Here is a 24,402-nt window from a genome sequence, read left to right as displayed (position 1 = left end):
CTAAAATGACAATAACAATAAACTGCAAAGCAACCATAGAAATAGAAGAAATACTGCAAAACGCACTCATAGAAGTAGCCAAGCTAGATCCTGAGATGAGCGTAGATTGGCAAGATTGCGGAGATTATTTAAGTGAAAACGACAAAGCCGATTTGACTGAAATTTTATCTAAGTACAAGCGTGGAGAGCTAGAGTTGATGGATGAAAAAGAAGTTTATTGATTATGTAAATAAACAAAAAAAGCAAGAGAGTTTTTAGAACAAGCTTTAAGGTTACAAAAATAGCTCAATCTGAAATAATTATTAAGAAATGAAAAAGTATATGTAAAAAATTAATGCTTTTTTACTTGTTTTAATATTTTTATTTTTATATATTTTTATTTAATATGATATTTTGTTTTAAACACTTTTATTATTTCTTAATCAAAATAACCAATCAAAAACAAATCAAAAAGTGCTCATTTTTTTAAAATTTTCTTAGTAGATTAAAAAGTTACTCTACTCTTAATACGTTATTATGTCTTAAAATGCTCTTTTAAAGTTCAAAATGTGCAAAAAGCATAAAAGAAAACATAGTAAAATATGCTATAATTTTAAATTACTGTCAAAGGAAATGCAAAATAGCAATGCCAAAATAGACATAGAGAAGACTGCGCAAAAACAAACAAAGGACAATCTATGATGGAAGTAAGAATAAGCATAAAAGAAGAGTTGACACCGCAAGAAACGCAGTCCATATACAATAACTCGGTGAAATCAAAAGCCTAGCTCCACACACAGATATCGAGCTATATGACACTGCACGTCAAGACGCAGAATTAAACGAAGCAGAAGCTAAGGACTTTTTAGAGTTAATGGAACGATACGAGCGTGGCGAAATTGAGTCATTAAGCCCAGAAGAATTTAAGCAAAAGGGGATAGAATTTTTTAAGGGCTTGGGTGTAGATGAAAGCAAAATACTTTAAAATTCATGCTCAAATCCCTTATTTTTACCGCTCTCGATAGACTTTGCTTGAGTATTTACCCTAGAATTTGACAGCCTCTCGCTCATTAGTTTTGGCTTCGGTTTTAAAGCCACGAGCCGTTCATCAGGCTTAATGCCAAGCACCTCTACGCCCTTAAAATACTCACGCACTAAAAAATCATTTTTAGCTTTTTCATCCCCTTTTAAAAGCGTTCGCTCGACATAGCCAAGCCTGTCCTTGCAAAGCTCAGTTATAAACTCTTGATTTGATTTTAGTCGCTTCTCAAACGCACTAGCCTCGTCAGCACCAAGCCCTGAACTAGCTAAAATTTGCAAGTTTTTGTCTAAAATTTCTAGTTTTTCAGAAAGCTTAAACAAGCTCTGCGACCCACCGACCAAACGAGTAGTAACCAAGCTATCATCAAAGTATTTGCGTGATAGATCATCCTTGCATTCTCTAAGCACAGCAATGCTACGCTTGGCACTTTTAAACATCATCACATCAGACTTGCTCGCGCCCCTATTTTTTGGAAAAAGCTTTGTGTAGTTGTAAGTAAAATTTTCAAGCAGAGCCAAAGACTTTGACATATCCGCAAAATTTTCAAGCTGTGCTTTTTCAGTTTGCTTAGAGCGAAACTCAAGGCGTTTATAGTTTCTCATCTCTCGCTTTAATAAAATTTCTTTCTCACGAAGCTCCTGCTTTAAAGCCTTGACCTCACAACCGAGCTTAAATCGCTTCTTGCTATTTTTCTATACTCGAGCAAAAACAGCTCAAATAGCTCATTGTGCTTTTTACTAGCTTCTAAAAACTCATCACGATAAACTTGCAAACGCTTCGCACTAGCCGTCATCATTTCGCTATTTTTATCTTAATAATCGTTAATTTTATCCTTTGTAGTGTATTCGTCAGTCTCAAGCTTCACGCTAGTTTTAAGGCGGTTAAACTCCTGCTTTAAATCCTTTTGCAGTGAGTGCTTATTGTCATAATCAAGCCCACGAGAGTCAAGAGAGACGGCAAAGCTAGTGCAAACATTATCAAAAAATTCACTTATCTCAGACCTGCTGTCAAAGTGTAGTTTTTTCTTTGTAAAATTGCTTCGCTTATTTAGTACCACATGCACGTGCGGATTGTTTTGATGAGTGTGAAGCACACAGACGTACTTATGCCCAAAGAAATTTGTCCCCATAGTCTCACGCACACTAGCCTCCAAAGCCTTTAACTTTCGCTCATAGTCAATTGGCTCTTTTATAGAAAAAACCAAATGCCAAGCGTCACGTAAGTTTTTATTTGTGTCAAAGTCCTTGCCCCACTCACGCATGACTTTATCACTGCCAACTCTCTCCCCTTTTTCATTTACACATAAGCCATCGTGTGCGTTTTGCAAAGTGTAGTCGATACACCTTTTACTGAGCTCTTAGGTAAGTTTGAAATCATTTTAACAACAACTTGCTTACTGCCTCGTGGATTAGTTGCATTTTTTACCTGAGAGCTTGAAAATTTAGTCGAGCCTCCAAAAAATATATGCTGATGAAATGATTTTTCACTGCGAGTCTTACCTGCTTTTATTTTTTTAAGTTCATCATCATAATTTTTAAAATTCAAACTAGCTCCTAAATTTTGTAAAAATATTTTTGCGTAACCAAAAAAGATATTAGCGTAAAAAAAGATAACGTGTAAAGTGGCAGGATAACCCCTTTTATATATCACTTTTTTATCAAAAGCCCCAGATTTGGGCGTTAGATAAAGATTTTTTAAAAAAACAAGTTTTTTTAAAAAAAGGGAAAAACTTTTTACGCTCTTTTAAAAAAGTTGCAAAAAGTTTTAAAATTTCTCTATAAAATTTGCGTGAAATTTTTTTGATTTTTGTTTGCGTCGTGAGTGATTTTAAAATAAACTCCGTCAAATTTATTTAGCAAACTCCAAAGTGAGTTTTTACCTATCGTCTCATAAGACCGCTCATTTGCTAGAGCTAAAATTTTTTTAGCTAATGTGCTTTGATTTATCTGTTTGCATGAGTTTATCACTTCACGCACGAGAGAGAGTGTGATTTTTTCTTTGTCATTAAGCGTTAAAATTTCAATATCTCTTTGTTCTAAAACACTTAGACAAAAATCATTTGGCGTGAGCCTAAAAGCTGTTTGTTTCGTCTCATCGCGACACTTTTGTGGCTCTAGGTAAAACAAAAACTCATTTTTATCACTGCCGACATTACAAAGATAGTATGCTTCATCAACACTATCAGCAAAAGCGGTTGCACCTTTGTAAAGTTTGTTATTCTCGCCTTGCGTTTGCTTTGGCTGATGATGTAAAAAAACGATAGTGGCTCCGTTGTTTCTCATCTGTTGCAAGTCATTTAAAAAGGCTAAAACTTCACTATCTGAGATTAGATTAACACGGCTCATAAAGTTGCGAATGCTATCAATCACAATGAAAGTATCGCTTAAATCATGCGTTTTTAGCTTTTTAAATATATCGCTATTCTCAGCACCATTTAGCATTATGAGTTTAAAATTCTGCTTGTCTAGAATTTGCGTGACATTGCGATTTTTAAGCGTTGTTAGTCCATTATCAGCATCAATATAGCAGACATTTATAGTGCTATTTTTAGCGATTAAGTTTGCAAGAGCGTAGGCAAACCAGCTCTTGCCACTGCCAGCTGCAGCATAAATCATCACAAGGCTATTTTTGTATAAGAAATTTGGCACGAGCCACGAAACTTCGTGAGCCAAAAGCTTGTTTTTGCTTAGTTTTATGGCATTTTTAGCTACTTTTGTTATAATGTCATCACTGCTTTTAAGTGGGGCATTTGCCCCCATTTCATCCTTCATTTTCATCCACCTTTTTACTACTCTCTTTTGATTTTAGCCACTCCTCAATTGAGCTTTTGCGATAAAGCACCCTAGCACCTAACTTTAAAAACGGGAGTGGATTGGTATCTTTTGCAAAGCAACCGCGTCTAGCTCTCATTTTTGCTTGTGTGGGTATGCTAAGCCCTAAAAGACTTTTAAGCTGTGTTGGAGTTAAAAATTCATCATTTTCGATTTGTGTGATATACATCGGCTCTCCTTTTTCTAATGTGATTTTTGGTTTTAAAACTCTGTAATACTAACTCTACTAAGCTGTGTGCGAGCTGTTGGTAATTTTTAAAATTTTGTTAGATTTCATAAAAGAAGTGGTTAAAATTAACTTTTATTTTTAAGGATATGTCTAAAACTTAAATAGCTTTAATTAATGAGTGGTCTAGTCCGACTTATAGGACTTTTTACGAGATTTTATATAGCTTAAAATTTACTTAGCATATACAAATAAAAAATTTAACAAACTCTTATAAATATAATTCTTAAAAGCCATAATACGGGGGTATTTTAGTTTTTTTAAAGGAGTTAAAAAACTATAAAAAAGTGTAAAAACTATAAAATACTAAAAAACTACGATTTTTAGGGATTATCTGGTGTTTAGCGTGGCTTAGATTTGTTATTATATTTTTAAGGTTATATCACAACTTAATCGTGTGGTTGCTTTAATGTGGTTTATTAAAATATTGCATAAAATGGCGGTAAATATGGCATTATATGAATAAATTTGAAGTCTGGTGAACCCACCACTTTTTATTTTATTTATAATCTTTAATCTTCTAAAATCTAAACTTTGAGACTATTTTGCTTTTGATTTAAGAATCAAAGTGAACTTTTATTCACCTTGATCTAATATCTTAAAATTTATATTCTAGTTTCATACCGCCGCTTACGCCGTAGCTTCTATCGTTATCTAGCATCCCGCTAAGCTGATAAGAAACTGCAAAATTTTTGCTAAACTCCGTGCTTGCCGCTAAATTTAGTTTATAGACCGGTTTGTTGTTGTTGAGCTTGTAGTCGACGTATTCGTTTGAGTTATTTAGCGAAATGTAAGATTTATCGTCAGAGTTATAGACATTTTGTTTTAACAAAAATTGTACCGCAAATGCATTTTTATCGCTATTTAACACATACTCGACGCCGACTCCCAAAGCTACGTTAAAGTCGTTTATGTCTTTTTGATCGTATCTATCGTTTTTAAAGCCGTTTGCGCCGTTTGCGCCAAATTCTAGCGCAAGTACGGGCTTGATAGCCTGAGCGTATTCGCCGTTTGATCCGAGCGAAATTTTATATTTATAGTAGTTGCTCGAAAGGATACCCGTGCTTCTTACGCTAGCCTTTTGTAAATCATTTAAGCTGCGCTTAGAGTTTACGAAGGCTAAATTTAAATTGCTCTGTATCTCGTGAGCGTCTCGCTCAAAAACTCCATACGCTCCAAAACTGTAAATTTTAGCATCGTCGCTCATGGCGCCAGAGTTAAATTTAGCCTTGCTCACGCCCGCACTAGCGCCCAAAATAAATTCGTCGTAGCTCCTGTCGTAGCCGATATTAGTACCGTAAAATTTTAAATCTCCGCTGCTATCTTTATCTTTAAAGTACGCTCCGTTTACGTTCGCCCAGAAGTTATTTCTCGGCCTATCCGCCTCAGCCGCCTCATAAGCCATCGCAGCAGTCGGTTTAAAGTCGCTCTCAAGCCCAGCCAGACTAAATCGAGAGATATCGGCCCTTGCTCTTAATTGTATAATTCGCGACAATCTTGAGTTGATTAGATCGTTGTTGCTTTGCAGAGCCTTAGCGCTGATTTTTAAAGACGAAGCCGAAATTTCATTCATATCGGATTCCGCCTTTAGCGCCATACCCTTTATCGTTTCCATATCGCCGCTTTGAACGGCATTTTCGTATTCAGGCGTATTTTTTAGCATATTTAGGATCTTGTTTTGTCTTTCGCTAAAATTTACCACACGAAGCCCGTTTCGTAAATTATGATGATTATTATCGTTTGGCTTTGTTTCAGGCTTTGTTTCAGGCTTTGTTTCAGGCTTTGTTTCAGGCTTTGTTTCAGGCTTTGTTTCAGGCTTTGTTTCAGGCTTTGTTTCAGGCTTTGTTTCAGGCTTTTCAGTTTTATTTAAACTCATCAAGACTTTATTGTCTTTTATAGTATAAGTTGTAAAAAGATCACCGATTTTTTGCTCGGTATTAAATATTGCACCTTCATTTACGATATTTGTAGCGCTTACTAGCGTATAGGTTTTATCGGCCGTCATTTGCCCTTCCAAAGCAGCCGTAAAGTCGATATTAAATTTCATCCCAGCGCCAAGCGTCAAAACCTTTTTAAAGTCCAAAATCGGCTCGTTTGCGTTGCCGAAATCTTTAATATTTAAATTTTTTGTTACGGTCGTATCGGGGTCAAAGGTTAGTTTATTTGCTCCGCTAACCTCTAAATCTTCTATTTCTAATTTACCGCTTCCAGCCGCTATGCTACGAGCAGGAGCCGTATTTTTGCCGTTTACTACAAGCTCTCTTAGCTTTGTAGTCGTGCCGCCTACTTTTAGCATGCTGTCGCTATCCATGACGATTTTATTTTTAAAGCTTACGTCTTTAACTAGCAAATTTCCTTTTTCTACGTCTTGGCGGTATTTTAAGCCGTCGTCATAAGTATTTGAGCCGTCGAATTTATCGATATAGTGAGTTAATTCGCCGCTTAAATTTATAACGGAATTTTTCGCCTCTATATCGCTATTTACGTCCGCGTCCTTACCTATCGTAAGTTCTGAAGAGTTTATTTTTATGCCCTCTTTCGCATTAAATTTTCGTTTATCCCAATCAGGCTGCGATAGCGTAGAGGGGCGAGTTAAATCCATATACGAAGGTTCGCTTAAACCGGCGGCGGCTATTTTATCCTTTACCGTTTGCGTTAAAATGCTATTATCTGCCGTAGCATGAGCGGTCGGGTGCCCTTGCAAAGTCACATTGGCGTTGTTTAGAGTCAGGCTTCCGTCTATATCAAAACCGCCGTCAAATACAAGCTCTCGTCCCTGTCCATCGTGTTTTACGTCTATATTTTTATCTACGCTCGCATGAAATATAGTATCCTTGTCGCTTTCGCCGTTTATTTTAAGCGTTGCTTTTTGAGCGGATAAATTCGTGATTTTAGCGGCGTTTGAATTAGCCGAAACGTTACTAAAAATTTGATCGAATCCGTTTAAATCAAGCTTTCCTCCGCCGTTTCCAAAGAAAATTTTATCGTTTAAACTATCGTCTACGCCGAGTCTTAATAAGCCTCTACCGCTCGTTAAATAAATTTTTTCAAAAGCGTTTACGGCTCTTATATCCACGATACCGTCGCCTAATCTTAAGGTTTTATTACCGCTAGAATTTACGATTAAACTTCCTTTGCCGATTTTATGTACGCTAGTATCGGCCGCTACGTTTAAGCTCAAACTTGCGCCGCTAGCTACGTCAAATCCAGCAAGTCTAGTTATTTTATTGCTTCCGATACCGTTTAGAAGGGTAAAATTTCCGCTATTTACGACGATTCCGCCGTGGCCTAAGTCAAGGTTAGAATTTAGCGTAATGTTTGAACCGTTTGCGGCGTTAAATATATTATCTTTATTTCTTACGAGTTGGGCATTTGAGACGTTTAAACCGCTGACTAAATTTTCATAATTTCTCCTATAGTCGCTAAAATCTCTCATTGTTACGATTGAGGCGTGATTGCTATTATCGGCGACCGCCGATAAAACCCCTACTAAAACCCATTTTTGCGCTACCGTATCGTATACGAAAAATCCAGAACCGCTATCGCCGGGCAAAAGCCTGTTCCTAAAAACCCTATCAGAGGTCATAAACATATAAATGCCGGGCCTATTTATACTCGAGATATGCGTTTTATAATTAGCCGAATAATGCGTGCTTATTTCGTTTACGCTTCCGCCCAAAGCCTGATTAACGATATTTTGATCTTCAAATTCTCTTGCGCTTACGACGTCGCTATATCCATCGGTATCTATTTTCGGTTTTTCTAGCCCGAGCGCTCCGGTACCCGCCTGATAGGCAAGAACGTTATCGCCTCTAGCGCCGCCGCTATTTTTTATATCATTTAAATAGTTTTGTATTTTATCTATATTAGCCTCATCAGTCGCCCTGCTATCACCTGAAATATCTAAATTCGGTACGTCTATCGGATCTATTTGTCCCTCTACGATGTATTTAGTCGTTCGCATATAAGTGGTATCGGAGTTGTATAATTTTTCCGTAGAAGTTGCCATATGTGATGTTAGATATTCGTATTTAGTATTACCAAACCATCCCCTATTTTCGTTAAAATTACTAGCCGCGGCAGCATCTAACGTATGGTTCGCCGTTACGACGAAATTTCGTCCGAGTGAAGTAAAATTTCCTTTATTATTCCTAGCGCCGCTATTTGGGATTTTATCAAACGTGAATTTGTCGCCGTTTCTTTGCGCAAATTCTAGCGGAGCGTCTTGTGGAGCAAAAGCTCCCTTATTTTGCGCGAAATCAAGATAATCCCTATAATAATTCGTTCCTATATCCATAACCTGCGCATTTGCACAAGCGCATAAAATGCTTGCCAAAGCGATAGAAATACCGAATTTGTTATTTTTCAAGATAAACCTCCATTTTGTGAATATAATTCCATTTAAAATAAAGGAAGTATTTTACAATATTTTTTACGATTTAATAATTAAAACCTTAATTATTTTTTAGACATTAAATTTACAATATAAATTTTTTATCTCATTAAAATTATCTCGCTTTTTAAACTTACTTTTGGTTATAATTACACCAAATTTGGTCGCAGTTGCGATTTACATTTGCATAAATTTACCTTCAACTACCATTTTTGCAAATTTCAAAAGTCAAATTTCACAAGTTTCGCGTGCCGAAAATATCAAATTTACATTTCTTAAATCCCAAAAGGAGATTTCATGGAATTAAAACAAACCGGTATATCACGCCGTGGCTTTTTAAAAGGTGCTTTAGCCACAGCTGCTGTTGCCACTCCGCAAACGATGCTAGCTGGCTTTACGCCCTTTAAGTCTGACTCGCTTCAAGTTTGGTCGTGCGGTGGCCTATCTGAAGCATTTAATGAGCTAAATGCCATTTACGAGGCAAGAACAGGGCACAATATCCAATACACTGGCGCATTTGCTGGTGCTCTTGGCAAGTCGCTTTTAGCACTTCAAAGCACGACCGAGCTCTTTGGAGCAAGGGTTTTAGAGCTTTCTAAAAAACTTCGCAAAGCTGACCTTAGCCTTCACTTTAGGCCACTATGCTTTACCGACTACGTCCTAGTCGTGCCAAAAGGAAACCCTGCTGGCATTCGCGACTTAAAAGACCTTGCTGAGCCAGGAGTTAGAGTGATGCTGCCTCTTAGATCATCGCCCCCTGGCAGTGGCCCCGTCAAAGGGATCTTAAAAACTCAAACCTTACTGATGCGGTGATGAAAAACCTAGTCGCAAACGGATCATGCGTCATAAATATTATGCGCGAGCTAGTTGATGGCAAGGGCGATGCCTCGATCATCGAAAAGCGCCTAACAACACACGATAGGTTCAAAGACAAGATCGAGTATATGCCCATCGATGAAAAGCTCATCCCGCCTGGACCGCTCATTTTTACGCTAAATATAATGAAATATGTAAAAGATGAAAGGCTCGCAAATGACTTTGCAGACTTTGTTTGCGGCACTGAAGGGCAAGAAATTTTTGAAAAACATGGCTTTACCTCCATTTATTCAGCGCGTGGGCTAGAGCTTATAGAAAGGTTTGGTGTAAAAGATGTGTAGTAGCTGTAATAGCGCATGCTCTAATAGCAGTGCATGCGGCAATGTAAATTTAAAACTCTCCCACAACAAAGATAAGACGCCTAGTGCAGATCATCTTCATAGCAGGCATCGGTCAATGGACGTATTACGGCATTTTTAGATGCCCTTTTGTAGTGCCATTTGTAAATTGCCAAAACTGCCCTATCATCACCTGTTGGGGGCGGATCACATCGCTGTTTTTTGGATTTTGGCTATTTATCCCAGCGCTTGTCATCCTCTTTGGTAGGGCATTTTGTGGCTGGGCCTGTCCAGCAGGCTCTGTCAATCAAATGCTTGGTAAATTTGCCTTTTTCAAGCTAAAAATTCGCAGCAAAAAGCTGATAATCGCTCAAATAGGCATGCTAATTGCCATAGCAATCAGCCTTTGGGTCTATTTCATCTGGGGTAATCCTCGCATGATGATACCTATAAGAACGAGCGATGAGTACCTAACCGCTCTTACTTTGTCACTTCGCTTTGGCGAATGGGAGTGGGTCACTCGCACGGTGATCATCATCTCGGTCATGCTAGCCTCACTGATCGTAGCTAACCTTTGGTGTCGTTTTGTCTGTCCATCAGGTGGCGTGCTTGAAATTTTGCGTAAATTTTCGATATTTCTCGTCTATAAAACAAGTGCCTGTGACGACTGTGACGCGTGCTTGCGTAAGTGCGAAATGGGGACGAGACCTGATGAGATAAACTGCACAAACTGCGGTGACTGCCTCAATGTCTGCCATGCAAATGCTATTAAATTTGGAAGGAAAAAGAGCTAATGATCTTTCGCACTAAGGCTGAACTAGACAACCACCCATGCTTTAACAAAAAAGCATCCGCCAACTACGGACGCGTGCATCTGCCAGTTGCCCCTCACTGCGACATCCAGTGCAACTTCTGCAACCGCATATATGACTGCGCTAATGAAAATCGCCCTGGCGTAACGGCAAAGGTGCAAACGCCAGATGAATCGGTGAAATTTTTAGAAAAGCTCTTTAAATTTAGACAAGACATCTCCGCCATCGGCATCGCTGGTCCTGGCGATCCGATGTGTGACGCTGACAAGACGCTAGCAACCTTTGAAAAGTGCAAGTCCTACTTCCCAAACGCCCTACTCTGCCTCTCAACTAATGGCTTAGCGCTGCCTGAGCATGTGGATGAGATCGTGCGTCTTGGCGTGAGCCACGTGACAGTGACGGTTAATGCCGTGACGCCAGATGTTGGCTCGAAGGTATATTCGTGGGTAAGGTATGAGGATAAAAACTACTACGGCGAGGAGGCTGCTAGGATACTGCTAGCGCGCCAGGACGAGGGCATCCGCAAGCTAAAAGAGGCTGGCATGTTAGTAAAGATAAACACCGTTGTCATCCCTGGTGTCAATATGGACCACGTCCAAAGCATCTCGGCAAAGGCAAAGCAGTGGGGAGCTGACATAATGAACTGCATGGCGATGATACCGGTGCATGATACGCCTTTTGAAAATTTAAAATCCCCTTCAACTGATGAGATCCACCGCATCCGTAGATCAATAGGTAGTGACATAAATCAAATGTCGCATTGCAGTAGATGTCGTGCTGATGCATGTGGCAAACTTGGCGAAAGATAGAGATAAAAGGAAGGCACTGAATTTAGTGCCTTCTGCATTTTTGTTTTTTTGTTTTTACTTGTAGCTCTCTGCCAAATTTTGTAAATTTTGTTAGATATCAAAGTTATAAAAAGGCACTGAGAAGTGCGGTTAATTTGCAGTTAGAGCAAGCTTTGCTCAAAAACAAAGTGACAAAAATTCTTTACATTACTTTGCAAAACATCTTTTTACAAATTCTTTTAAAAGCCATTTAAGTGAGCTTTAAATCAGACATCTTAATGCTTTACTTACTATATAGACCTCAACCGCTACTATCTTCATCTATCTCGTAGCTTTGAAGTCTTTGTTAATGCTTATGATATGAGTACGCTCTCAGAGCTCTTTTGAAGCAACCTAACCATGAAATTTCTGTAAAAAGTTTATAAATTTAACTTTGCTTTAAAAATATAGACATCATTTTATGCGGCGTTTAAATTTATGCTCATATTTGTTTGCTATTGCGTAAATTTTGTCTTAACAAACTGCCTAAATTTTCACTTCTTTTAAATTTACAAGCTCAAATTCAGCCCAAAATTCGCTCCCAGCTCCAGCTTCACTTTTTAAGCCAAGCTTTGCGCCGTGAATTTTAGCGATGTTTGCAGCAATAGCTAGGCCAAGACCACTACCTGTGTTTAGGCTTTTATTTCTTGAGCTATCAGCTTGATAAAATTTATTCCAGATTAGCTCGCTATCTTTTTTAGAGATACCCGCACCATCGTCTTTTACAGACAAAAGTACGTGTGTTTTTGACATGCTTAAATTTAGTTCTATTTTGGTTAAGGCAAATTTTAGTGCGTTGCTTAAAAAGTTATCCACCAGCCTTGATATCATCAGCTCATCGCCGAGGATTACGGCACCTAGTGCTACCACGCAGTTAAATTTTAGCCCCTTTGCGTCTGCTAGCTTCTCATAGTCGGTGGCTAAATTTTGCAAGATAGAGCTTAAATTTATGCGTTTTAGCTCTAAATTTCTGCCAGCCTCCAGTCTTGAGAGCTCCAAAATTTGATCTATAAGCGAAGTTATTTTCCTTGACTGCCTAGAGATGACCTCCAGTGACTCTTTGGCCTCGTCCAAATTTTGTGAGTAGTTTTTAGCGTAGTCGCTCTCAGCCATGATGACAGATAGCGGCGTTCGCAGCTCGTGCGAGACGTCTGAGGTGAGCTGTTTTTCGCTTTGATAGACCTTCTCAAGGGAGTCAAGCATCTGGTTAAAAACGCTCGCAAGCGCGTGCAGCTCGTCTTTGCCAGCAGGCAGGTCGATACGCTTTGAAAAGTCCCGGCTGCTGCCTATCTCAAGCGCAGTTTTAGACATCGTGGCGACTGGTTTTAGGGCATTTTTTATCGTTTTGTAGCCACCATAAAGTACAAAGGCAAATAAAACCGGCACAAAGACGCCAAGGGCCAGCAAAAATAGCCCCTCTTTTTTGAAAAATCTCTCCGCATTTATGATGCCTCTGATCCAGACCTTTTTGCCTTTGGCCGCGATGTCGTAGTAGTAAAAGCGGTTTTCGCCGTTTTCATAGTATCTCACCTCGCCACTATCCATCTTAAGCGAGCCATCAAAATTTTTAGGCACTAAACCGCCCAGCACTTCGCTGTTTGCGCTGTATTTTATAAAAAATATCCCATCATCATAAGGTTCAAATTCTTCCGTATCATTGGCGATTTTAGTGACTGATTTAGCTAGCTTTTTTTGGCTCACATCTTCAAAAATTTCATCCGCAACAACCGCTGAGATAGCGATGAGCGCCGCCACGATAGCGATGATAAAAAACGAGTACCAAAGCGTTACGCGCGCCGTTATTGGTATGTTTGCAAGCGCTTGTTTAATCCTTAACAACATAGCCAAGCCCTCTTTTGGTTTGGATTATTTCGCACTCGCCGAGCTTCTTTCTGATATTTTTAATAAGCACGTCGATGACGTTTGAGCCGCCCGTGTAGTCGAAGTCCCAGACGTGCTCTTTGATCTGATCGCGGGTTAAAATTCTGCCCTTATTTAACATCAAAAACTCTAAAATTTCATACTCTTTGCCAGTTAGCTCTATCTGCTCACCACCAAATTCAACTGACTTTTTAGAAAGATCGACCTTTAGCTCGCCTGCATAAATTTCATTAGCCGTATTGCCGCTATTTCGGCGAATGAGCGTGCGTACCCTAGCTAGTAGCTCCTTAAAGTCAAATGGCTTTACCAAATAATCATCCGCGCCCGCATCGAGCCCCTTTACGACGTCGTCCACATCGTCTTTTGCCGTTAGTATCAGCACAGGTGTCGCAAGCTTTGCGGCGCGCGATCTTTGCAAAAATGTAAGGCCGTCCATCACCGGCATCATGATATCAAGCACTATGAGGTCGTAGTGCGCCACGGCGGTAAAGTCCATCGCCTCCTCGCCGTTAAACGCACTATCGACGCTATATCCGTTTTTCTTAAGGTGCTTTGTGATGACGTTGTTTAGGTCTATCTCGTCTTCAACGACTAAAATTTTCATCTTTGCCTCTTTTTGGTTTTGCTCGCTATTTTATCAAATTTAACTCTTTATTTTTAGGCTAAGTATCTCTCCGTTGCCGGCTGCTATTTTAAAACAATATAAAAAGTCGTTAAATTTAGCCTTCGCCTCGTAAAAATACTCCCTGCTAGCTTTGTTAAACGCCTCCATCTTGCCTAGGTAAATTTGACTAAATTCAACATTGTCAGCCTCTGTTTTTAAGCGTTTAGCGACGATATCTTTGACTAGATCACTTGAGATGATCTGTGCGCCGTCAAATTTAGCCTGCTCTTCATTTACCTTTGAAAGCTTCGCCTTTTTGGCCTCATCTTTTAGCTCGTTTGCTAAATTTCCCAACCACTCTCCAGCCTTACCGGCACAAGCTAGCACGCCACCGGCGCTTTGGAGTGAAACTTCTAATGTCTTTTTGGCTAAATTAAGAGCCCAGTTAGCGCCGCAGCTTATTTTTTTAATATTTTCTTCTAAATTTTCTCTTCTTTGCTCTGTTTTATCTAAAGTCTGGCTAGCATTTTCATCTAAAATTTGGTTTTCGTTTTTGCTTGCAGTAGCCATCTCAACATCTAAATTTTCGTCTAAGTTTTTATTTACATTCTCGTTCATCTTTTTTCCTTAGTTAAATTTAGCGCCCAAATTTCTCTGGGCGCACAAGATCACTTCGTGTAGTTGCCGATGATCTCGCCTGTTTGAGCGTTTATTATCACCTTTTTCTCGCTCATGCCTTTTTTAAGCTCGACCTTGTAGATCCAAGTGCCGTTTTTATTATCAAGATCTGCCTCATCAAGACTCCAGCCAGCCTCAAGGGCGAGCGCTTTATTTACGGCCTCGTCGATATTGAGGGTGAGCTTTGAAAAGTCTATCGCCTCATTTGGTAGGATCAATTTTTTATTTTTATCCTTTTGTTTTACGATCTGACCGCTGTTTGCGTCGATCTTGATCTCTTTTTTTACATTATCTTTAAAAGACTCTATCTCATAAAATGTCGTTCCTTTTTTAACATCTACTGAGATATCCTTGACGCTTGAGCCTGGGAAGTTTTTCTCCGCTATGTTTAAGGCATCATTATATGTGATAGCCGCTTGTAAGCCTGTGGCACCTAAAATCGCTGCTAAAACAGCTGCGCTTAATACTTTGTTCATTGTTTGTCCTTTTTATTTTTTATTTCCAACTCTTTGTTTGGATGAGCGCATTATAAAAGTCTTAAATGAAGCTAGGATGAATAAAGGAAAATTTATTTTAACTTCGTTTAAATATGAATATCTAATTGCATTTTGACAGCAAATAAAATAATATACTTTGAAACAGCAAATAAATCTGAAGGGAAATAAAGAGGAAAAATACAAAAAACAAGAAAACTTAAAGCTCTTGAAACATCATTAAAATCGTGGGTTTAAAAGGAATTTTTGAATATAAATGGCTCCGGATGCTGGTTCAAAAATATATAATTCTTAAACACTCCAAAATACTCTATAAATCCCTAAAATATCATGCATTTTTACAAATTTTGGGAATAAACAGGGAACAAATTTAGGGGGTATTATGGCAGGAAAACTTAAAAATTACAACTCATCGTTCGGAGTCAATAAATACCCGGGAATTTTCTTTAATAATCTAGCTAGCGGCGACGTAGTTTTTTATATGAGAGTTACGCTTGATGGTAAAAAGGCAAACGTCAAAATCGGATCGAAATCCGAAGGTGTAAATATAACCTACGCATATAACAAAAAGAAAGAATTCGACGCAAAGCAAAGAAACGGAGAGCTTCCCGATAGCATATCCAAGAAAATAGCTGCCAAGAATAACAAAAACTCGCTTAAATTTGATGAGATCGCAGACGCCTTTTTTAATTTTAAACTAGAAAAAGAACCTGATAACGCCATCAATATAAAAGAGCAAAGGCGAGATTATGAAATTTACCATAAGGATAAGTTAGGTGGTCTAGCCACGACGCAGATAACGCCCGAGACGATAAGCGAGCACCATAAGGATATCTCTCAAATCATCTCTCCTAAAACCAAACGTAAATTATCGCAATCTCGCATAAATGCCATAATGGGTATAGTTAGGACGATTTTTAATCACGCTATAAAAAATGACCTTATCGATCATATTAGCCCGTACAAAATAGAGCTAAAAAAACCAAACAACAAGCGAGAAAGGTTTTTGGAGCTTATCGAGATAGAACTTTTACGCAAAGAAGTAGCGGACAAGAAAGACTTCGCCCTAGGGCTGTTTGTTGAGCTTGCTTTATGTACGGGAGCTAGGTTAGAAGGAATTTTAAATATCAAGAAAAAGGATTTAGCGCTATCGACCAAGTCGGTCGCTATAAGCGACTTTAAGACAAAGAGCACGTATACAGGGTTTTTAAGCAAAATGGCGTTAGAAATGATAAATCAAATTTATACCGCCCTATCCCCGAACGATTTTTTAGTAAATAAGCCAAAAGCCACTATCCAAAACGTCTTACAGCCGTTACTAAATAAGCTTTTTAATCAAAATTTAGATATAAGCGACGCAACCAATAGAGTAGTTATTCATACCCTTAGGCATACGTTCGCTTCGCATCTTGCTATAAAAGGCACTCCTATACTAACGATAAAAAAGCTCATGAATCACTCAGACATCAATCACACCCTAAGATACGCTAAGCTGATGCCCGACAGCGGACGAGAGATGGTGGAATCTTTGTATGAATAGGTTTATATCAAGTTGTTTATTCAGCAATAAGCATATAAAACAAACTGCATTTTATATCATATATGGCACAATAAGACTTAGTCGCATAAAATGGTTACGATGCGGAGCGTAAAATTTGCAAACGAAGCCATAAAAGATGAGTTCTTGGAGCTACCGACCGGTCTCAGGCAAAGAGGTTATAAAATGTTCGAGCTCTTAGAGGCTAGGGGCAATACCTTAGGAGAGCCGTATACTAAAAGCCTAAAAGGCGGACTGTTTGAGATACGCATAAAGTCTGATGAAGGTATAGCTAGAAGTATATATTGTTATGAAATGGGTAAAAGGATAATAATCCTGTTAACTTTTGTTAAAAAATGCAAAAGACACCAAAAAGCATACTAAATTTGGCGGAACGAAGATTAAAGGAGTTTAAAGATGGGAACCGTTAATTTTAGAGAAGTTTTAAAAGAGGAGCTAAAAGACCCAGAATTTAAAGCGCAATACGATGCGCTAGAGGACGAATATAAAGCCATATAAGCTTTAATAGACGCCAGAAACGAGGCCAGACTAACTCAAAGCGAAGTAGCTAAAAGGATGGGCATAACTCAGTCTGCCGTAGCTAGGATAGAAAGCGGAGCGTATAATATCAAGTATAAAACATTCTTTAACTACATAAAAGCTTGCGGTAAAAGAGTGGCGATAGTTTGAGTGAGACTAATTATCTAATAAATACTCAAGCCGACACAGGAGAAAAGTATTAAGCTTTGTCGATTCTCAAGACGGGATTCTTGCGGATACGATAGTTAGGATTTGGAAAAATAAGGCTCTTATAACATGGGCATATTCAAAACGCAACTAAATCGAGGGGTTAATACGACTGCGAAAACGAATACGGCTATATTATAGCGACGCTTGTTTTATTAAATAATCTTAATCCCGCACAAAAATACTCTTCTTTTTGATTTTTATTTCTTGCTCAAAAAACAATCTCTACTTTAATCTTTATTTATGCTATATAAAAACCAACAAAATCTCAATTTTTAAAATTTGTGCTAAAATACCAAATAAAAAAACAAAAGTAAATTTCCCTATAAACCAAAATTTACTTTAACTTAATAAAAAATAACAGCTTCTAATTCCGTCGTATAGTCTTAGAACTTAATATCATTTATCAAAATATTAAGAACAAATAACCTCTACATAGAACAATATGTTAATACTTACTTAGCAAACTCAAATGAGTTTGCTATAAGGTCTTGGCAGACGGCCGATATTTTTCTTTGGCCGAGCAAAAGAAAAATATAAAAACTTAGACGAAACCTTATCGCTCGAAAATGATTTTTCATCGGCAAAATGTCTAAGTTTTCATATAAAAAGCCCTTAATGAATATAATTAAGGGCTTTTTATATACGGTCGGCGTGCTTGAGTCGTGCACGGGCCATATAACAGTAAAATACAGCTTGATAAAAATTAGTTTTTTTAACTTGACTCTATAATATAAATTTCCTTCTCGGTCTTACGTCAGGCCGCAAATTATATTTATAATTTTTCAAGATTTAACCTATATATAGCAAGTTATGTGCGATCCAATTCTAGCCTTATACTATTTTTTACTATTCTTTTATTTCTTATACAAATAATAGATAATGATAAAATCTTAGTCAAAAAATATCTTAAGATATATGCTAAATTTGCATATATAAATCATCATCAGATACCGATAAAATCGTACTAAAAATAGTTTAAGTTTTTGCTTGATTTAAGCAAGATTTCACTACAATCAAATCCTAAATTTAGATTTTCAAGCTATCATTTCGCAAAAATTAAGGAAAATCATGCAACCTATTTTTACGACGCAAATCATCAAATTTAAAGGCGCGCAAAAAAGCGCCGTGGATGATATTTTGGTGCGTGAGATCAAGCTTGAGATCTACATAAACGGCAAGCGTTTCGGCGCGCTCATGGCAACTCCGACCGATCAGGAGGCACTAGCTGCAGGCTATCTCATCAGCGAAAATTTGATCGAGAGTCCTGAGGATATCGAGAGTATCGAGCTCTCAGACGACGCTTTAAGCGTGCAGGTCAAGGCCAAAATCAACGAAAAGCGCCTCGAGCAGTTTGACGAGGAAAAGGTGATAATCAGCGGCTGCGGACGCAGCTCGACGGCAAATATCGATCCTGAGGCTATGGCGGCGCGCTCGATAAAGGGCGAGGTTAAATTTAACAAAGACGAAATTTTACGCCAGATGGGGCAATTTTACACGCAGTGCGAGCTTTACGAGATGACTGGCTGCGTGCACACGGCCAAGCTTTTCGTGAGCGGCGAGCAGTTTTACATCGGCGAGGATATCGCTCAGCACAACACCATAGACAAAGCCGTCGGCAAAGCGGTACTAGCAGGCTCGCAGCTACAAAATTCGTTTTTGATGGTGAGCGGCAGGCTCAGCTCCGAGATGGTCGCAAAAGCCGTCATGCACGGCATCCCCGTGCTCGTCTCGCGCACGGCTCCGACTAGCCTAGGCGTCGTGATAGCGCGTAAATTTAACCTCACGCTATGCGGCTTTGCTCGCGGCGAAAACATAAACGTGTATAGCGGCGCGGAGAGAATCCATGAGTGAGCAAATCCGAGAACTGATCGCAAAACTTCTAAATCCAAAGGGTAGGCTAGACTGCGGCGCGGCGTTTAAGATCGCTGCAAAGCTAGGCGTAGAGGTCGGGCTGGTTAGCGACGAGGCCGAAAAAATGGGCGTAAAGATCGACAACTGCGAGCTAGGGCAGTTTGGCAGGCTGGAAAACGGACGCGGCAAATACACCGTGATGACGCAGCTAAAGCAGATGACCGACGAAAAGGACAGGATACTGTGCAAAGACGCTAGAGACGCGGCTGCGGGCGTGGGACTAAAGACGATCCGATCGACGCTAAAAGACTATAAAATCGACGTAAAATACTGCCAGCTGGGGTGTTTTAAGGAGAAGAAAGGAAAAAAGATGAGAGTAAAAACCAAAACTTGGATAGAAAACGACGAGGGCGAGCTGATATTCGGTAAGGGCAAAACCGAAGTCCTGGACGTCATCGCCGAGGTCGGCTCGATCTCAAAGGCCGCCGAAATCCTAGGCATGAACTATAAAAAATGCTGGAATCATCTGCAAATTTTGCAAAAAAATCTAAAAGAGGAGCTCTTTACCACCAAACAAGGCGGCGGCGAAAACGCCGGCACGACGCTAAATGAACGCGCGCATGAGCTCATAAACGCCTATAGACAGCTACAAAACGATATCGAGGACTTTGCGGATAAGCGCTTTAAGGAGTTGTTTTTGAAAAAAGACGGCGAGAAAAAAGACGAGACAAACGATAAAAATAAATAAAACCACATCAAATTTAAGGGAGAAAAAATGTACGTAAAACTAAACGATAGGGTCTATCTAAACAAAGACAAGATCACTAGAATAAAGGTAGATAGCGTCCAAGACGGTATCAGGATCCGCTTCTACGAGGGGCAAAATCAAGTCGCTAAAAGCGGACGCTTTGAAACCGAAGCAAAAGCTATCGAGTGGCTAGAGAAAAATTTTATAAACAAATAATAAAATGGTTGTGAGCCTCTGTGTCTCGCGCTTCTATGCTTTATCAAGTTAAATTTGCCGCTTTGCGGTTAAATTTAACTTGCTCAAATTTAATCTCCAAATTTACTAAATCATTTCCAACGCAAAAGTCCCAAATTTGCGAAAATTTACTATAATTACCGTATCAAATTTAAAGAGTAAAAATGGCAAATTTAGACGAAATAAGAAAAAATATCATCCTAAAACAAGGCGTGCACTATTTTGATTACACTGCTTCGGGGCTTGCTTATGAGCCCGTAGAGCGCGAGATAGCGGACGTTTTAAAAACCTACGCCAACACACACTCCGACAGTAGCTCCAGCGCTATCATCACGCAGCGGCGCTACGAGGGTGCGAGAGAGAGTCTAAAAAAGCTACTTGGGCTTGACGAGCGGTTTTGTCTCATCGCCTGCGGACATGGCGCGACGGCCGCGATCAAGAAATTTCAGGAGCTGCTAGGTATCTACCTGCCGCCTGCGACCAGAAGTGCGATCGGCGAGGCAAATTTACGCACCGCGCAGCTTCCGCTCGTGCTCGTTTCGCCCTACGAACACCACTCAAACGAGCTTAGCTATCGCGAGGGGCTTTGCGACTACCTGCGCGTACCTCTTAGCGAGGGCGGCGAGATCGATCTGCTAGCGCTTGAGCGCATCCTGAAGCTAAATGCCGGACGCCGCATCATCGGCTCGTTTAGCGCCGCCTCAAACGTCACGGGCGTCATTAGCGACTATAAAAAGATCAGCGAGCTAATCAGAGCTGCGGGTGGCATCGTGGCCTTTGACTGCGCGGCGCTGAGCTCACACGCAAATTTAGATTGCGATTACTTTGACGCGATTTTCCTCTCGCCTCATAAATTGCTCGGCGGACCTGCTAGCTGCGGGCTTTTGGCGATCAAAAAGAAGCTGTTTAACAGCGACGTACCGACCTTTGCCGCGGGCGGGACGGTCGCCTACGCTAACCGCGAGGGCCACGTGTTTTTGAAAAATCCAGAGCAGCTAGAAGAAGGTGGTACGCCGCCTATTATCGGGCTTATGCGGGCAAATTTGGCATATGCGCTGCGAAACGAGGTGGGCTTCGAGCAAATAAAAAGTGCCGAGGACGAGCTAGCGCGGCTTTTTGAGAGCGAGCTAGCGGGCGTAGACGAGGTCATAAACTACGCTCCAAAGGGCACGCCGCGGCTGCCGATAATCTCCTTTAACGTGCGCGGCGTCTCGGCGTATGATTTCGCCGCGAGCCTTAGCAACGACTTCGGCATCCAGACGCGTGCGGGCGTGATGTGCGCTGGGCCCTACGCTCACGATCTGCTGGGTATCAAGGAGGGGCGCATGCCAGAAGCCAAGCCCGGCTTCGTGCGCGTGAGCCTGCACTACACGCATATCGAGCAAGACGTGCGTTATCTGGTAGGCGCGATAAAATCCTGCATCAAAAAGCACCGCGAGTTTTGGGGCGAGGAAAAGGCGATGTATGAGATGTTTGGCGGGAAGATTTAATATATATTGCCATTAAAAAAACGATATAATAGTGAAATATTAAAATTTAGGAAGGTTTAGTAATGTTTACGCAGTATGCAAGAGATCAATTTGATTTATATCAACGCGCTGTCGATTTTTATAAAAAAAATTATAAAAATTTAATAAATATAGAGTATTTTATTATGAAGGAAATATGTCATTTTATTGATCTATATTTACCTGAAATTCAGAGAGATTACAATGAAGCGTCTTATTTATACTCATTTTGGAAAAATTACCCACCTTTAGATCGTGGACGCTCTCCAAAGGGTGATCAATATCCTTGGATTGAAGTTGGAGAGCAAGTTTTTGGCAATAAACTCTTAAGGTATTTTTCTGCAAATTTTAGAATAAAAGATTCTGGGATACCGTCAGGGTCAGATGATCGCTGTATTATTTCTAGCCCAAAAATTGAGCAAATTTTAAATTTCACCGATTCTATTTGGGTATTTGTTGATATAAAATCTGCAGGCCCAAGAGATGATTTTAATCATGCGGTTATGTCTCCCAATCAAATATCCGGATCGGGAAACTGGAATGCGATCGATATTGGTTTAATAAATAATAATATTGTAGCCAAAGGCAATAGAAAAGCACATAATTTCTCATGTTCCTTGTCTCCAATTTATGTCCTAAGCGACGGAACGGTCGCTCCATTGATTACATTTGTAATTAAGCCAGTATATAAAATGATATTTGATAAAGGGAATAACATAGGCCAACCTATACATAAGATAAAAATTGCATCAATTCCAAATGGCATACTTTTAACTCATCAGCCAAATTATTTAAAAAAGTATCCGCAGTTATTTTTTCCAGGCAAAGATGACAAAAACAAAGACACTAGAAAAATTAGAGCCAGAGTTTCTTTTGATATATTGAAACAAATTGACAACTGGCGTGTCTCTGAAGTAGAAATTTAAAATATGAATAAATTGCATATTAATTCTGTATATTGCGGAGATTCATGTAAATTATTAAAAAAAATTTCTCCAGAGTCTATATCCCTATCGTTTTGGTCGCCTCCATATTTTTTAGGTAAAGACTATGAAGAAGGGCTAACATATGATGACTGGCAATCTTTATTAAAATCTGTAATAGAGCTCCATTTTGATATTTTAAAGCCCGGCGGCTTTTTAGTTATTAATATTGCGGATATTCTTGCTTTTAAAGATGTAAATATGCCTAAAATCATGGGACTAAACCCGTCTAACCGCAAATGTGCCGTTACCTTAGAGATGATTCTTGAAGCTAAGTCGAATTATCCTGATTATAATCGAAACCAACTAGCCGCGCTTCTAAACTGTAGCGAGCAAACTATAGATAGAAGACTGAACGGTAATAACATCCGTGGGGGAAGATATTCTACAGGAACAAGAGTGAAATTATCCGGCGCTAGATTGGAGGATTATGCTTATGAAGTAGGTCTGTATTTATACGATAAAAGAATTTGGAAAAAGGATCCAGCATGGGCAAATAGCCGCTGGACGACTAATACTTTGAAGGCTGTAAGCGAAAGTGAGGATTTGTATGTATTTTGGAAACCTGGCGAATATACCGTAAATCGAGATAGGTTGTCTGAAAAAGAATGGAAGGAGTGGGGTTACAGGCAAATTTGGGAAATATCAAGCGTAAGAAAAAATAGCGATCATCCGGCTATGTTTCCGCTTGAGTTAGCTAAACGCGTAATTAAACTATACACTGACAGAAACGATATTGTTCTCGATCCTTTTCTTGGAAGCGGAACAACAGCTGTAGCCGCCATACAAACAGATAGAAATTTTATAGGAATTGAAAAAATGGAAAAATACGCCAATTTGGCGATTAAAAATATTAACGAAGCTAGAGATAGCGTACATTCAAATTTATTTAATATTTTAAGCTATTAAGATGCTTCCATAAGAAAAGGGCGCAAAGCGCACCTGAATTTGCGCGAGTAGAGTCAAATTTGACCTAAACGCGCGAAAATTAGTTTTTGCGACTGTTTGCGTCAGGCGTGAAAAGCGGCTTATCTAGTAGCTTAAAGTCACCTATAAATTTCTGACCCTCTTCGCTTGTAGCCCATTTTATGAATTTCTCTGCATTTTCGATGTCAGTTTTAGGGCAGTGTTTTGGATTTACTGCGATTAGAGAGTAGAAGTTTTTAAGATCGTTGTCGCCCTCGTTGATGATGACCATCTCAGGATGACCTTTTTGGTTTGCTTCATATTTAATGTAAGTACCACGATCAGTAAATGTAACGCCTTTTTGCTCAGCAGCAGCATTTATCGTAGCTAGCATACCTTGGCCTGTTTGCATATACCAGCCGTCTTTTTCAGGGACTTCACCAGCGATCTTTTTCCAGATGCCTTTTTCTTTATTGTCTGTGCCTGATTTATCGCCACGTGAGAAGAATTTGATACCATCTTTTTTGATAAGCTCAAAGCTCTCTTTTATATCTTTACCTTTAAATTTATCAGCGATTGATTTATCAGCGATAACGACGAAGTCATTATACATTACGGCATTTCTTTTTAAGCCAAAACCTTTTTCTACAAATTCTTTCTCAACTTTTGGTGAGTGAACGAAAAGTATGTCAGCGTTGCAGTCTTCGCCAAGCTTTAGTGCAGCGCCTGTGCCAACAGCTGTCCATTTTATATCAACGCCTGTTTTTGCCTTATAAACTGGATAGATCGCGTCAAGCAAGCCAGTGTTATCTGTACTTGTTGTAGTCGCCATGATTAGTTCATTATCAGCGCCAAACGCCAAAACTGCGGCTGCTAGTGAGCCTAAAATAATCTTTTTCATTTTTCTCCTTTAAAAAATTGTGATATTATAGCACATTTAAAATAATCTTAAGAAATATGCTAG

25 protein-coding genes and 1 pseudogene are annotated in these 24,402 nt (G+C 39.4%); 14 read left to right on the top strand and 12 right to left on the bottom strand.

The features are described from left to right. Positions 1 to 5 precede the first annotated feature (5 nt). Complete coding sequence (locus tag CVT15_RS02615) at positions 6 to 221, top strand: hypothetical protein (RefSeq protein WP_103577071.1); 216 nt, start codon at positions 6 to 8, stop codon at positions 219 to 221. Positions 222 to 960: 739 nt separating this feature from the next. Here CVT15_RS02615 and CVT15_RS02610 read toward each other — a convergent pair. The 7 genes from CVT15_RS02610 to CVT15_RS02580 all read right to left on the bottom strand — a co-directional run bounded on the left by CVT15_RS02610 (position 961) and on the right by CVT15_RS02580 (position 8,447). Next, positions 961 to 1,623 carry a hypothetical protein gene (locus CVT15_RS02610; RefSeq protein WP_107898044.1) on the bottom strand — a complete coding sequence of 221 codons (663 nt, stop codon included), beginning with the start codon at positions 1,621 to 1,623 and terminating at the stop codon, positions 961 to 963. 41 nt (positions 1,624 to 1,664) lie between these two features. Beyond that, a complete protein-coding gene (locus tag CVT15_RS02605; protein ID WP_159070243.1) occupies positions 1,665 to 1,814 on the bottom strand; it encodes a hypothetical protein in 150 nt (49 codons plus the stop codon). A gap of 18 nt (positions 1,815 to 1,832) precedes the next feature. Next, positions 1,833 to 2,348 (bottom strand): relaxase/mobilization nuclease domain-containing protein, encoded by a 516-nt coding sequence (locus CVT15_RS02600; RefSeq protein WP_103576228.1) that lies wholly within the window; start codon positions 2,346 to 2,348, stop codon positions 1,833 to 1,835. Next, a complete protein-coding gene (locus CVT15_RS02595) occupies positions 2,318 to 2,566 on the bottom strand; it encodes a hypothetical protein (RefSeq protein WP_103576229.1) in 249 nt (82 codons plus the stop codon). Before CVT15_RS02595 ends, CVT15_RS02600 begins: the two co-directional genes overlap by 31 nt. Before the next feature lie 230 nt (positions 2,567 to 2,796). Next, on the bottom strand, positions 2,797 to 3,792 hold the full coding sequence (locus CVT15_RS02590) for an AAA family ATPase (protein WP_159070244.1): 996 nt from the start codon (positions 3,790 to 3,792) through the stop codon (positions 2,797 to 2,799). Beyond that, entirely contained in the window at positions 3,782 to 4,021 is a 240-nt protein-coding gene (locus tag CVT15_RS02585) for a helix-turn-helix transcriptional regulator (RefSeq protein ID WP_103576231.1), read from the bottom strand. The genes CVT15_RS02590 and CVT15_RS02585 overlap by 11 nt, the downstream gene beginning before the upstream one ends. A gap of 655 nt (positions 4,022 to 4,676) precedes the next feature. Further along, the gene (locus tag CVT15_RS02580) at positions 4,677 to 8,447 is read right to left on the bottom strand and encodes a S6 family peptidase (RefSeq protein ID WP_196373540.1); all 3,771 of its coding nucleotides are present in this window, start codon (positions 8,445 to 8,447) and stop codon (positions 4,677 to 4,679) included. A gap of 163 nt (positions 8,448 to 8,610) precedes the next feature. Between CVT15_RS02580 and CVT15_RS02575 the strand changes: the two genes are divergently transcribed. The 4 genes and pseudogenes from CVT15_RS02575 to CVT15_RS02560 all read left to right on the top strand — a co-directional run bounded on the left by CVT15_RS02575 (position 8,611) and on the right by CVT15_RS02560 (position 11,246). Then, entirely contained in the window at positions 8,611 to 8,778 is a 168-nt protein-coding gene (locus tag CVT15_RS02575) for a hypothetical protein (RefSeq protein WP_196373539.1), read from the top strand. Continuing rightward, positions 8,769 to 9,628: pseudogene (locus CVT15_RS10280) on the top strand (substrate-binding domain-containing protein). Before CVT15_RS02575 ends, CVT15_RS10280 begins: the two are co-directional and overlap by 10 nt. Positions 9,629 to 9,711: 83 nt before the next feature. Continuing rightward, complete coding sequence (locus CVT15_RS02565) at positions 9,712 to 10,419, top strand: 4Fe-4S binding protein (RefSeq protein ID WP_230853966.1); 708 nt, start codon at positions 9,712 to 9,714, stop codon at positions 10,417 to 10,419. Beyond that, the gene (locus tag CVT15_RS02560) at positions 10,419 to 11,246 is read left to right on the top strand and encodes a radical SAM protein (protein WP_103576234.1); all 828 of its coding nucleotides are present in this window, start codon (positions 10,419 to 10,421) and stop codon (positions 11,244 to 11,246) included. The genes CVT15_RS02565 and CVT15_RS02560 overlap by 1 nt, the downstream gene beginning before the upstream one ends. Before the next feature lie 504 nt (positions 11,247 to 11,750). Here CVT15_RS02560 and CVT15_RS02555 read toward each other — a convergent pair. From CVT15_RS02555 to CVT15_RS02540, 4 genes are read right to left on the bottom strand one after another with little or no spacing between them, the layout of a single operon-like run. Continuing rightward, positions 11,751 to 13,106, bottom strand: coding sequence for a sensor histidine kinase (locus CVT15_RS02555; protein ID WP_103576235.1), 1,356 nt, complete (start codon positions 13,104 to 13,106; stop codon positions 11,751 to 11,753). Continuing rightward, entirely contained in the window at positions 13,090 to 13,749 is a 660-nt protein-coding gene (locus tag CVT15_RS02550) for a response regulator transcription factor (protein ID WP_103576236.1), read from the bottom strand. The genes CVT15_RS02555 and CVT15_RS02550 overlap by 17 nt, the downstream gene beginning before the upstream one ends. 39 nt (positions 13,750 to 13,788) lie before the next feature. After that, positions 13,789 to 14,367, bottom strand: coding sequence for a hypothetical protein (locus CVT15_RS02545; protein ID WP_103576237.1), 579 nt, complete (start codon positions 14,365 to 14,367; stop codon positions 13,789 to 13,791). Between the two features lie 50 nt (positions 14,368 to 14,417). Next, on the bottom strand, positions 14,418 to 14,903 hold the full coding sequence (locus CVT15_RS02540; protein ID WP_103576238.1) for a PepSY domain-containing protein: 486 nt from the start codon (positions 14,901 to 14,903) through the stop codon (positions 14,418 to 14,420). A 400-nt stretch (positions 14,904 to 15,303) separates the two neighbouring features. Between CVT15_RS02540 and CVT15_RS02535 the strand changes: the two genes are divergently transcribed. From CVT15_RS02535 to CVT15_RS02495, 9 genes are all read left to right on the top strand, one after another. Beyond that, the gene (locus CVT15_RS02535; RefSeq protein ID WP_103576239.1) at positions 15,304 to 16,461 is read left to right on the top strand and encodes a tyrosine-type recombinase/integrase; all 1,158 of its coding nucleotides are present in this window, start codon (positions 15,304 to 15,306) and stop codon (positions 16,459 to 16,461) included. A 90-nt stretch (positions 16,462 to 16,551) separates the two neighbouring features. Beyond that, entirely contained in the window at positions 16,552 to 16,842 is a 291-nt protein-coding gene (locus CVT15_RS09925) for a type II toxin-antitoxin system RelE/ParE family toxin (protein ID WP_343219220.1), read from the top strand. A 141-nt stretch (positions 16,843 to 16,983) separates the two neighbouring features. Continuing rightward, positions 16,984 to 17,148, top strand: a complete 165-nt coding sequence (locus tag CVT15_RS09920) for a helix-turn-helix domain-containing protein (protein WP_198426216.1) — start codon at positions 16,984 to 16,986, stop codon at positions 17,146 to 17,148. Between the two features lie 1,128 nt (positions 17,149 to 18,276). Further along, complete coding sequence (fdhD, locus tag CVT15_RS02520; protein ID WP_103576240.1) at positions 18,277 to 19,059, top strand: formate dehydrogenase accessory sulfurtransferase FdhD; 783 nt, start codon at positions 18,277 to 18,279, stop codon at positions 19,057 to 19,059. Next, a complete protein-coding gene (locus CVT15_RS02515; RefSeq protein ID WP_103576241.1) occupies positions 19,052 to 19,807 on the top strand; it encodes a winged helix-turn-helix domain-containing protein in 756 nt (251 codons plus the stop codon). Before fdhD ends, CVT15_RS02515 begins: the two co-directional genes overlap by 8 nt. 27 nt (positions 19,808 to 19,834) lie before the next feature. Beyond that, entirely contained in the window at positions 19,835 to 20,023 is a 189-nt protein-coding gene (locus tag CVT15_RS02510; RefSeq protein WP_002951016.1) for a hypothetical protein, read from the top strand. 182 nt (positions 20,024 to 20,205) lie between these two features. Then, complete coding sequence (locus tag CVT15_RS02505) at positions 20,206 to 21,531, top strand: aminotransferase class V-fold PLP-dependent enzyme (RefSeq protein WP_103576242.1); 1,326 nt, start codon at positions 20,206 to 20,208, stop codon at positions 21,529 to 21,531. Positions 21,532 to 21,593: 62 nt separating this feature from the next. After that, positions 21,594 to 22,475 carry a BglI family type II restriction endonuclease gene (locus tag CVT15_RS02500; RefSeq protein ID WP_107898046.1) on the top strand — a complete coding sequence of 294 codons (882 nt, stop codon included), beginning with the start codon at positions 21,594 to 21,596 and terminating at the stop codon, positions 22,473 to 22,475. Positions 22,476 to 22,478: 3 nt separating this feature from the next. Continuing rightward, entirely contained in the window at positions 22,479 to 23,441 is a 963-nt protein-coding gene (locus CVT15_RS02495) for a DNA-methyltransferase (protein ID WP_103577134.1), read from the top strand. A gap of 79 nt (positions 23,442 to 23,520) precedes the next feature. On the opposite strand, the gene tupA is transcribed toward CVT15_RS02495, so the two are convergent. Continuing rightward, positions 23,521 to 24,339, bottom strand: a complete 819-nt coding sequence (tupA, locus tag CVT15_RS02490) for a tungstate ABC transporter substrate-binding protein TupA (RefSeq protein WP_103577135.1) — start codon at positions 24,337 to 24,339, stop codon at positions 23,521 to 23,523. Positions 24,340 to 24,402: the final 63 nt, after the last annotated feature.

This window comes from Campylobacter concisus (genome assembly GCF_003048595.2).
Classification (GTDB): Bacteria; Campylobacterota; Campylobacteria; order Campylobacterales; family Campylobacteraceae; genus Campylobacter_A; species Campylobacter_A concisus_L.
This window is presented reverse-complemented; position numbering and strand designations above follow the sequence as displayed.

Bases quoted from the DNA above. Each gene is read 5' to 3' on its own strand.
- CVT15_RS02615 (WP_103577071.1), top strand. From the start codon at position 6: ATGACAATAACAATAAACTGCAAAGCAACCATAGAAATAGAAGAAATA.
- CVT15_RS02610 (WP_107898044.1), bottom strand. From the start codon at position 1,623: ATGAGAAACTATAAACGCCTTGAGTTTCGCTCTAAGCAAACTGAAAAA.
- CVT15_RS02605 (WP_159070243.1), bottom strand. From the start codon at position 1,814: ATGACGGCTAGTGCGAAGCGTTTGCAAGTTTATCGTGATGAGTTTTTA.
- CVT15_RS02590 (WP_159070244.1), bottom strand. From the start codon at position 3,792: ATGAAGGATGAAATGGGGGCAAATGCCCCACTTAAAAGCAGTGATGAC.
- CVT15_RS02585 (WP_103576231.1), bottom strand. From the start codon at position 4,021: ATGTATATCACACAAATCGAAAATGATGAATTTTTAACTCCAACACAG.
- CVT15_RS02560 (WP_103576234.1), top strand. From the start codon at position 10,419: ATGATCTTTCGCACTAAGGCTGAACTAGACAACCACCCATGCTTTAAC.
- CVT15_RS02555 (WP_103576235.1), bottom strand. From the start codon at position 13,106: ATGTTGTTAAGGATTAAACAAGCGCTTGCAAACATACCAATAACGGCG.
- CVT15_RS02550 (WP_103576236.1), bottom strand. From the start codon at position 13,749: ATGAAAATTTTAGTCGTTGAAGACGAGATAGACCTAAACAACGTCATC.
- CVT15_RS02545 (WP_103576237.1), bottom strand. From the start codon at position 14,367: ATGAACGAGAATGTAAATAAAAACTTAGACGAAAATTTAGATGTTGAG.
- CVT15_RS02540 (WP_103576238.1), bottom strand. From the start codon at position 14,903: ATGAACAAAGTATTAAGCGCAGCTGTTTTAGCAGCGATTTTAGGTGCC.
- CVT15_RS02535 (WP_103576239.1), top strand. From the start codon at position 15,304: ATGGCAGGAAAACTTAAAAATTACAACTCATCGTTCGGAGTCAATAAA.
- CVT15_RS09925 (WP_343219220.1), top strand. From the start codon at position 16,552: ATGGTTACGATGCGGAGCGTAAAATTTGCAAACGAAGCCATAAAAGAT.
- fdhD (WP_103576240.1), top strand. From the start codon at position 18,277: ATGCAACCTATTTTTACGACGCAAATCATCAAATTTAAAGGCGCGCAA.
- CVT15_RS02515 (WP_103576241.1), top strand. From the start codon at position 19,052: ATGAGTGAGCAAATCCGAGAACTGATCGCAAAACTTCTAAATCCAAAG.
- CVT15_RS02510 (WP_002951016.1), top strand. From the start codon at position 19,835: ATGTACGTAAAACTAAACGATAGGGTCTATCTAAACAAAGACAAGATC.
- CVT15_RS02505 (WP_103576242.1), top strand. From the start codon at position 20,206: ATGGCAAATTTAGACGAAATAAGAAAAAATATCATCCTAAAACAAGGC.
- CVT15_RS02500 (WP_107898046.1), top strand. From the start codon at position 21,594: ATGTTTACGCAGTATGCAAGAGATCAATTTGATTTATATCAACGCGCT.
- CVT15_RS02495 (WP_103577134.1), top strand. From the start codon at position 22,479: ATGAATAAATTGCATATTAATTCTGTATATTGCGGAGATTCATGTAAA.
- tupA (WP_103577135.1), bottom strand. From the start codon at position 24,339: ATGAAAAAGATTATTTTAGGCTCACTAGCAGCCGCAGTTTTGGCGTTT.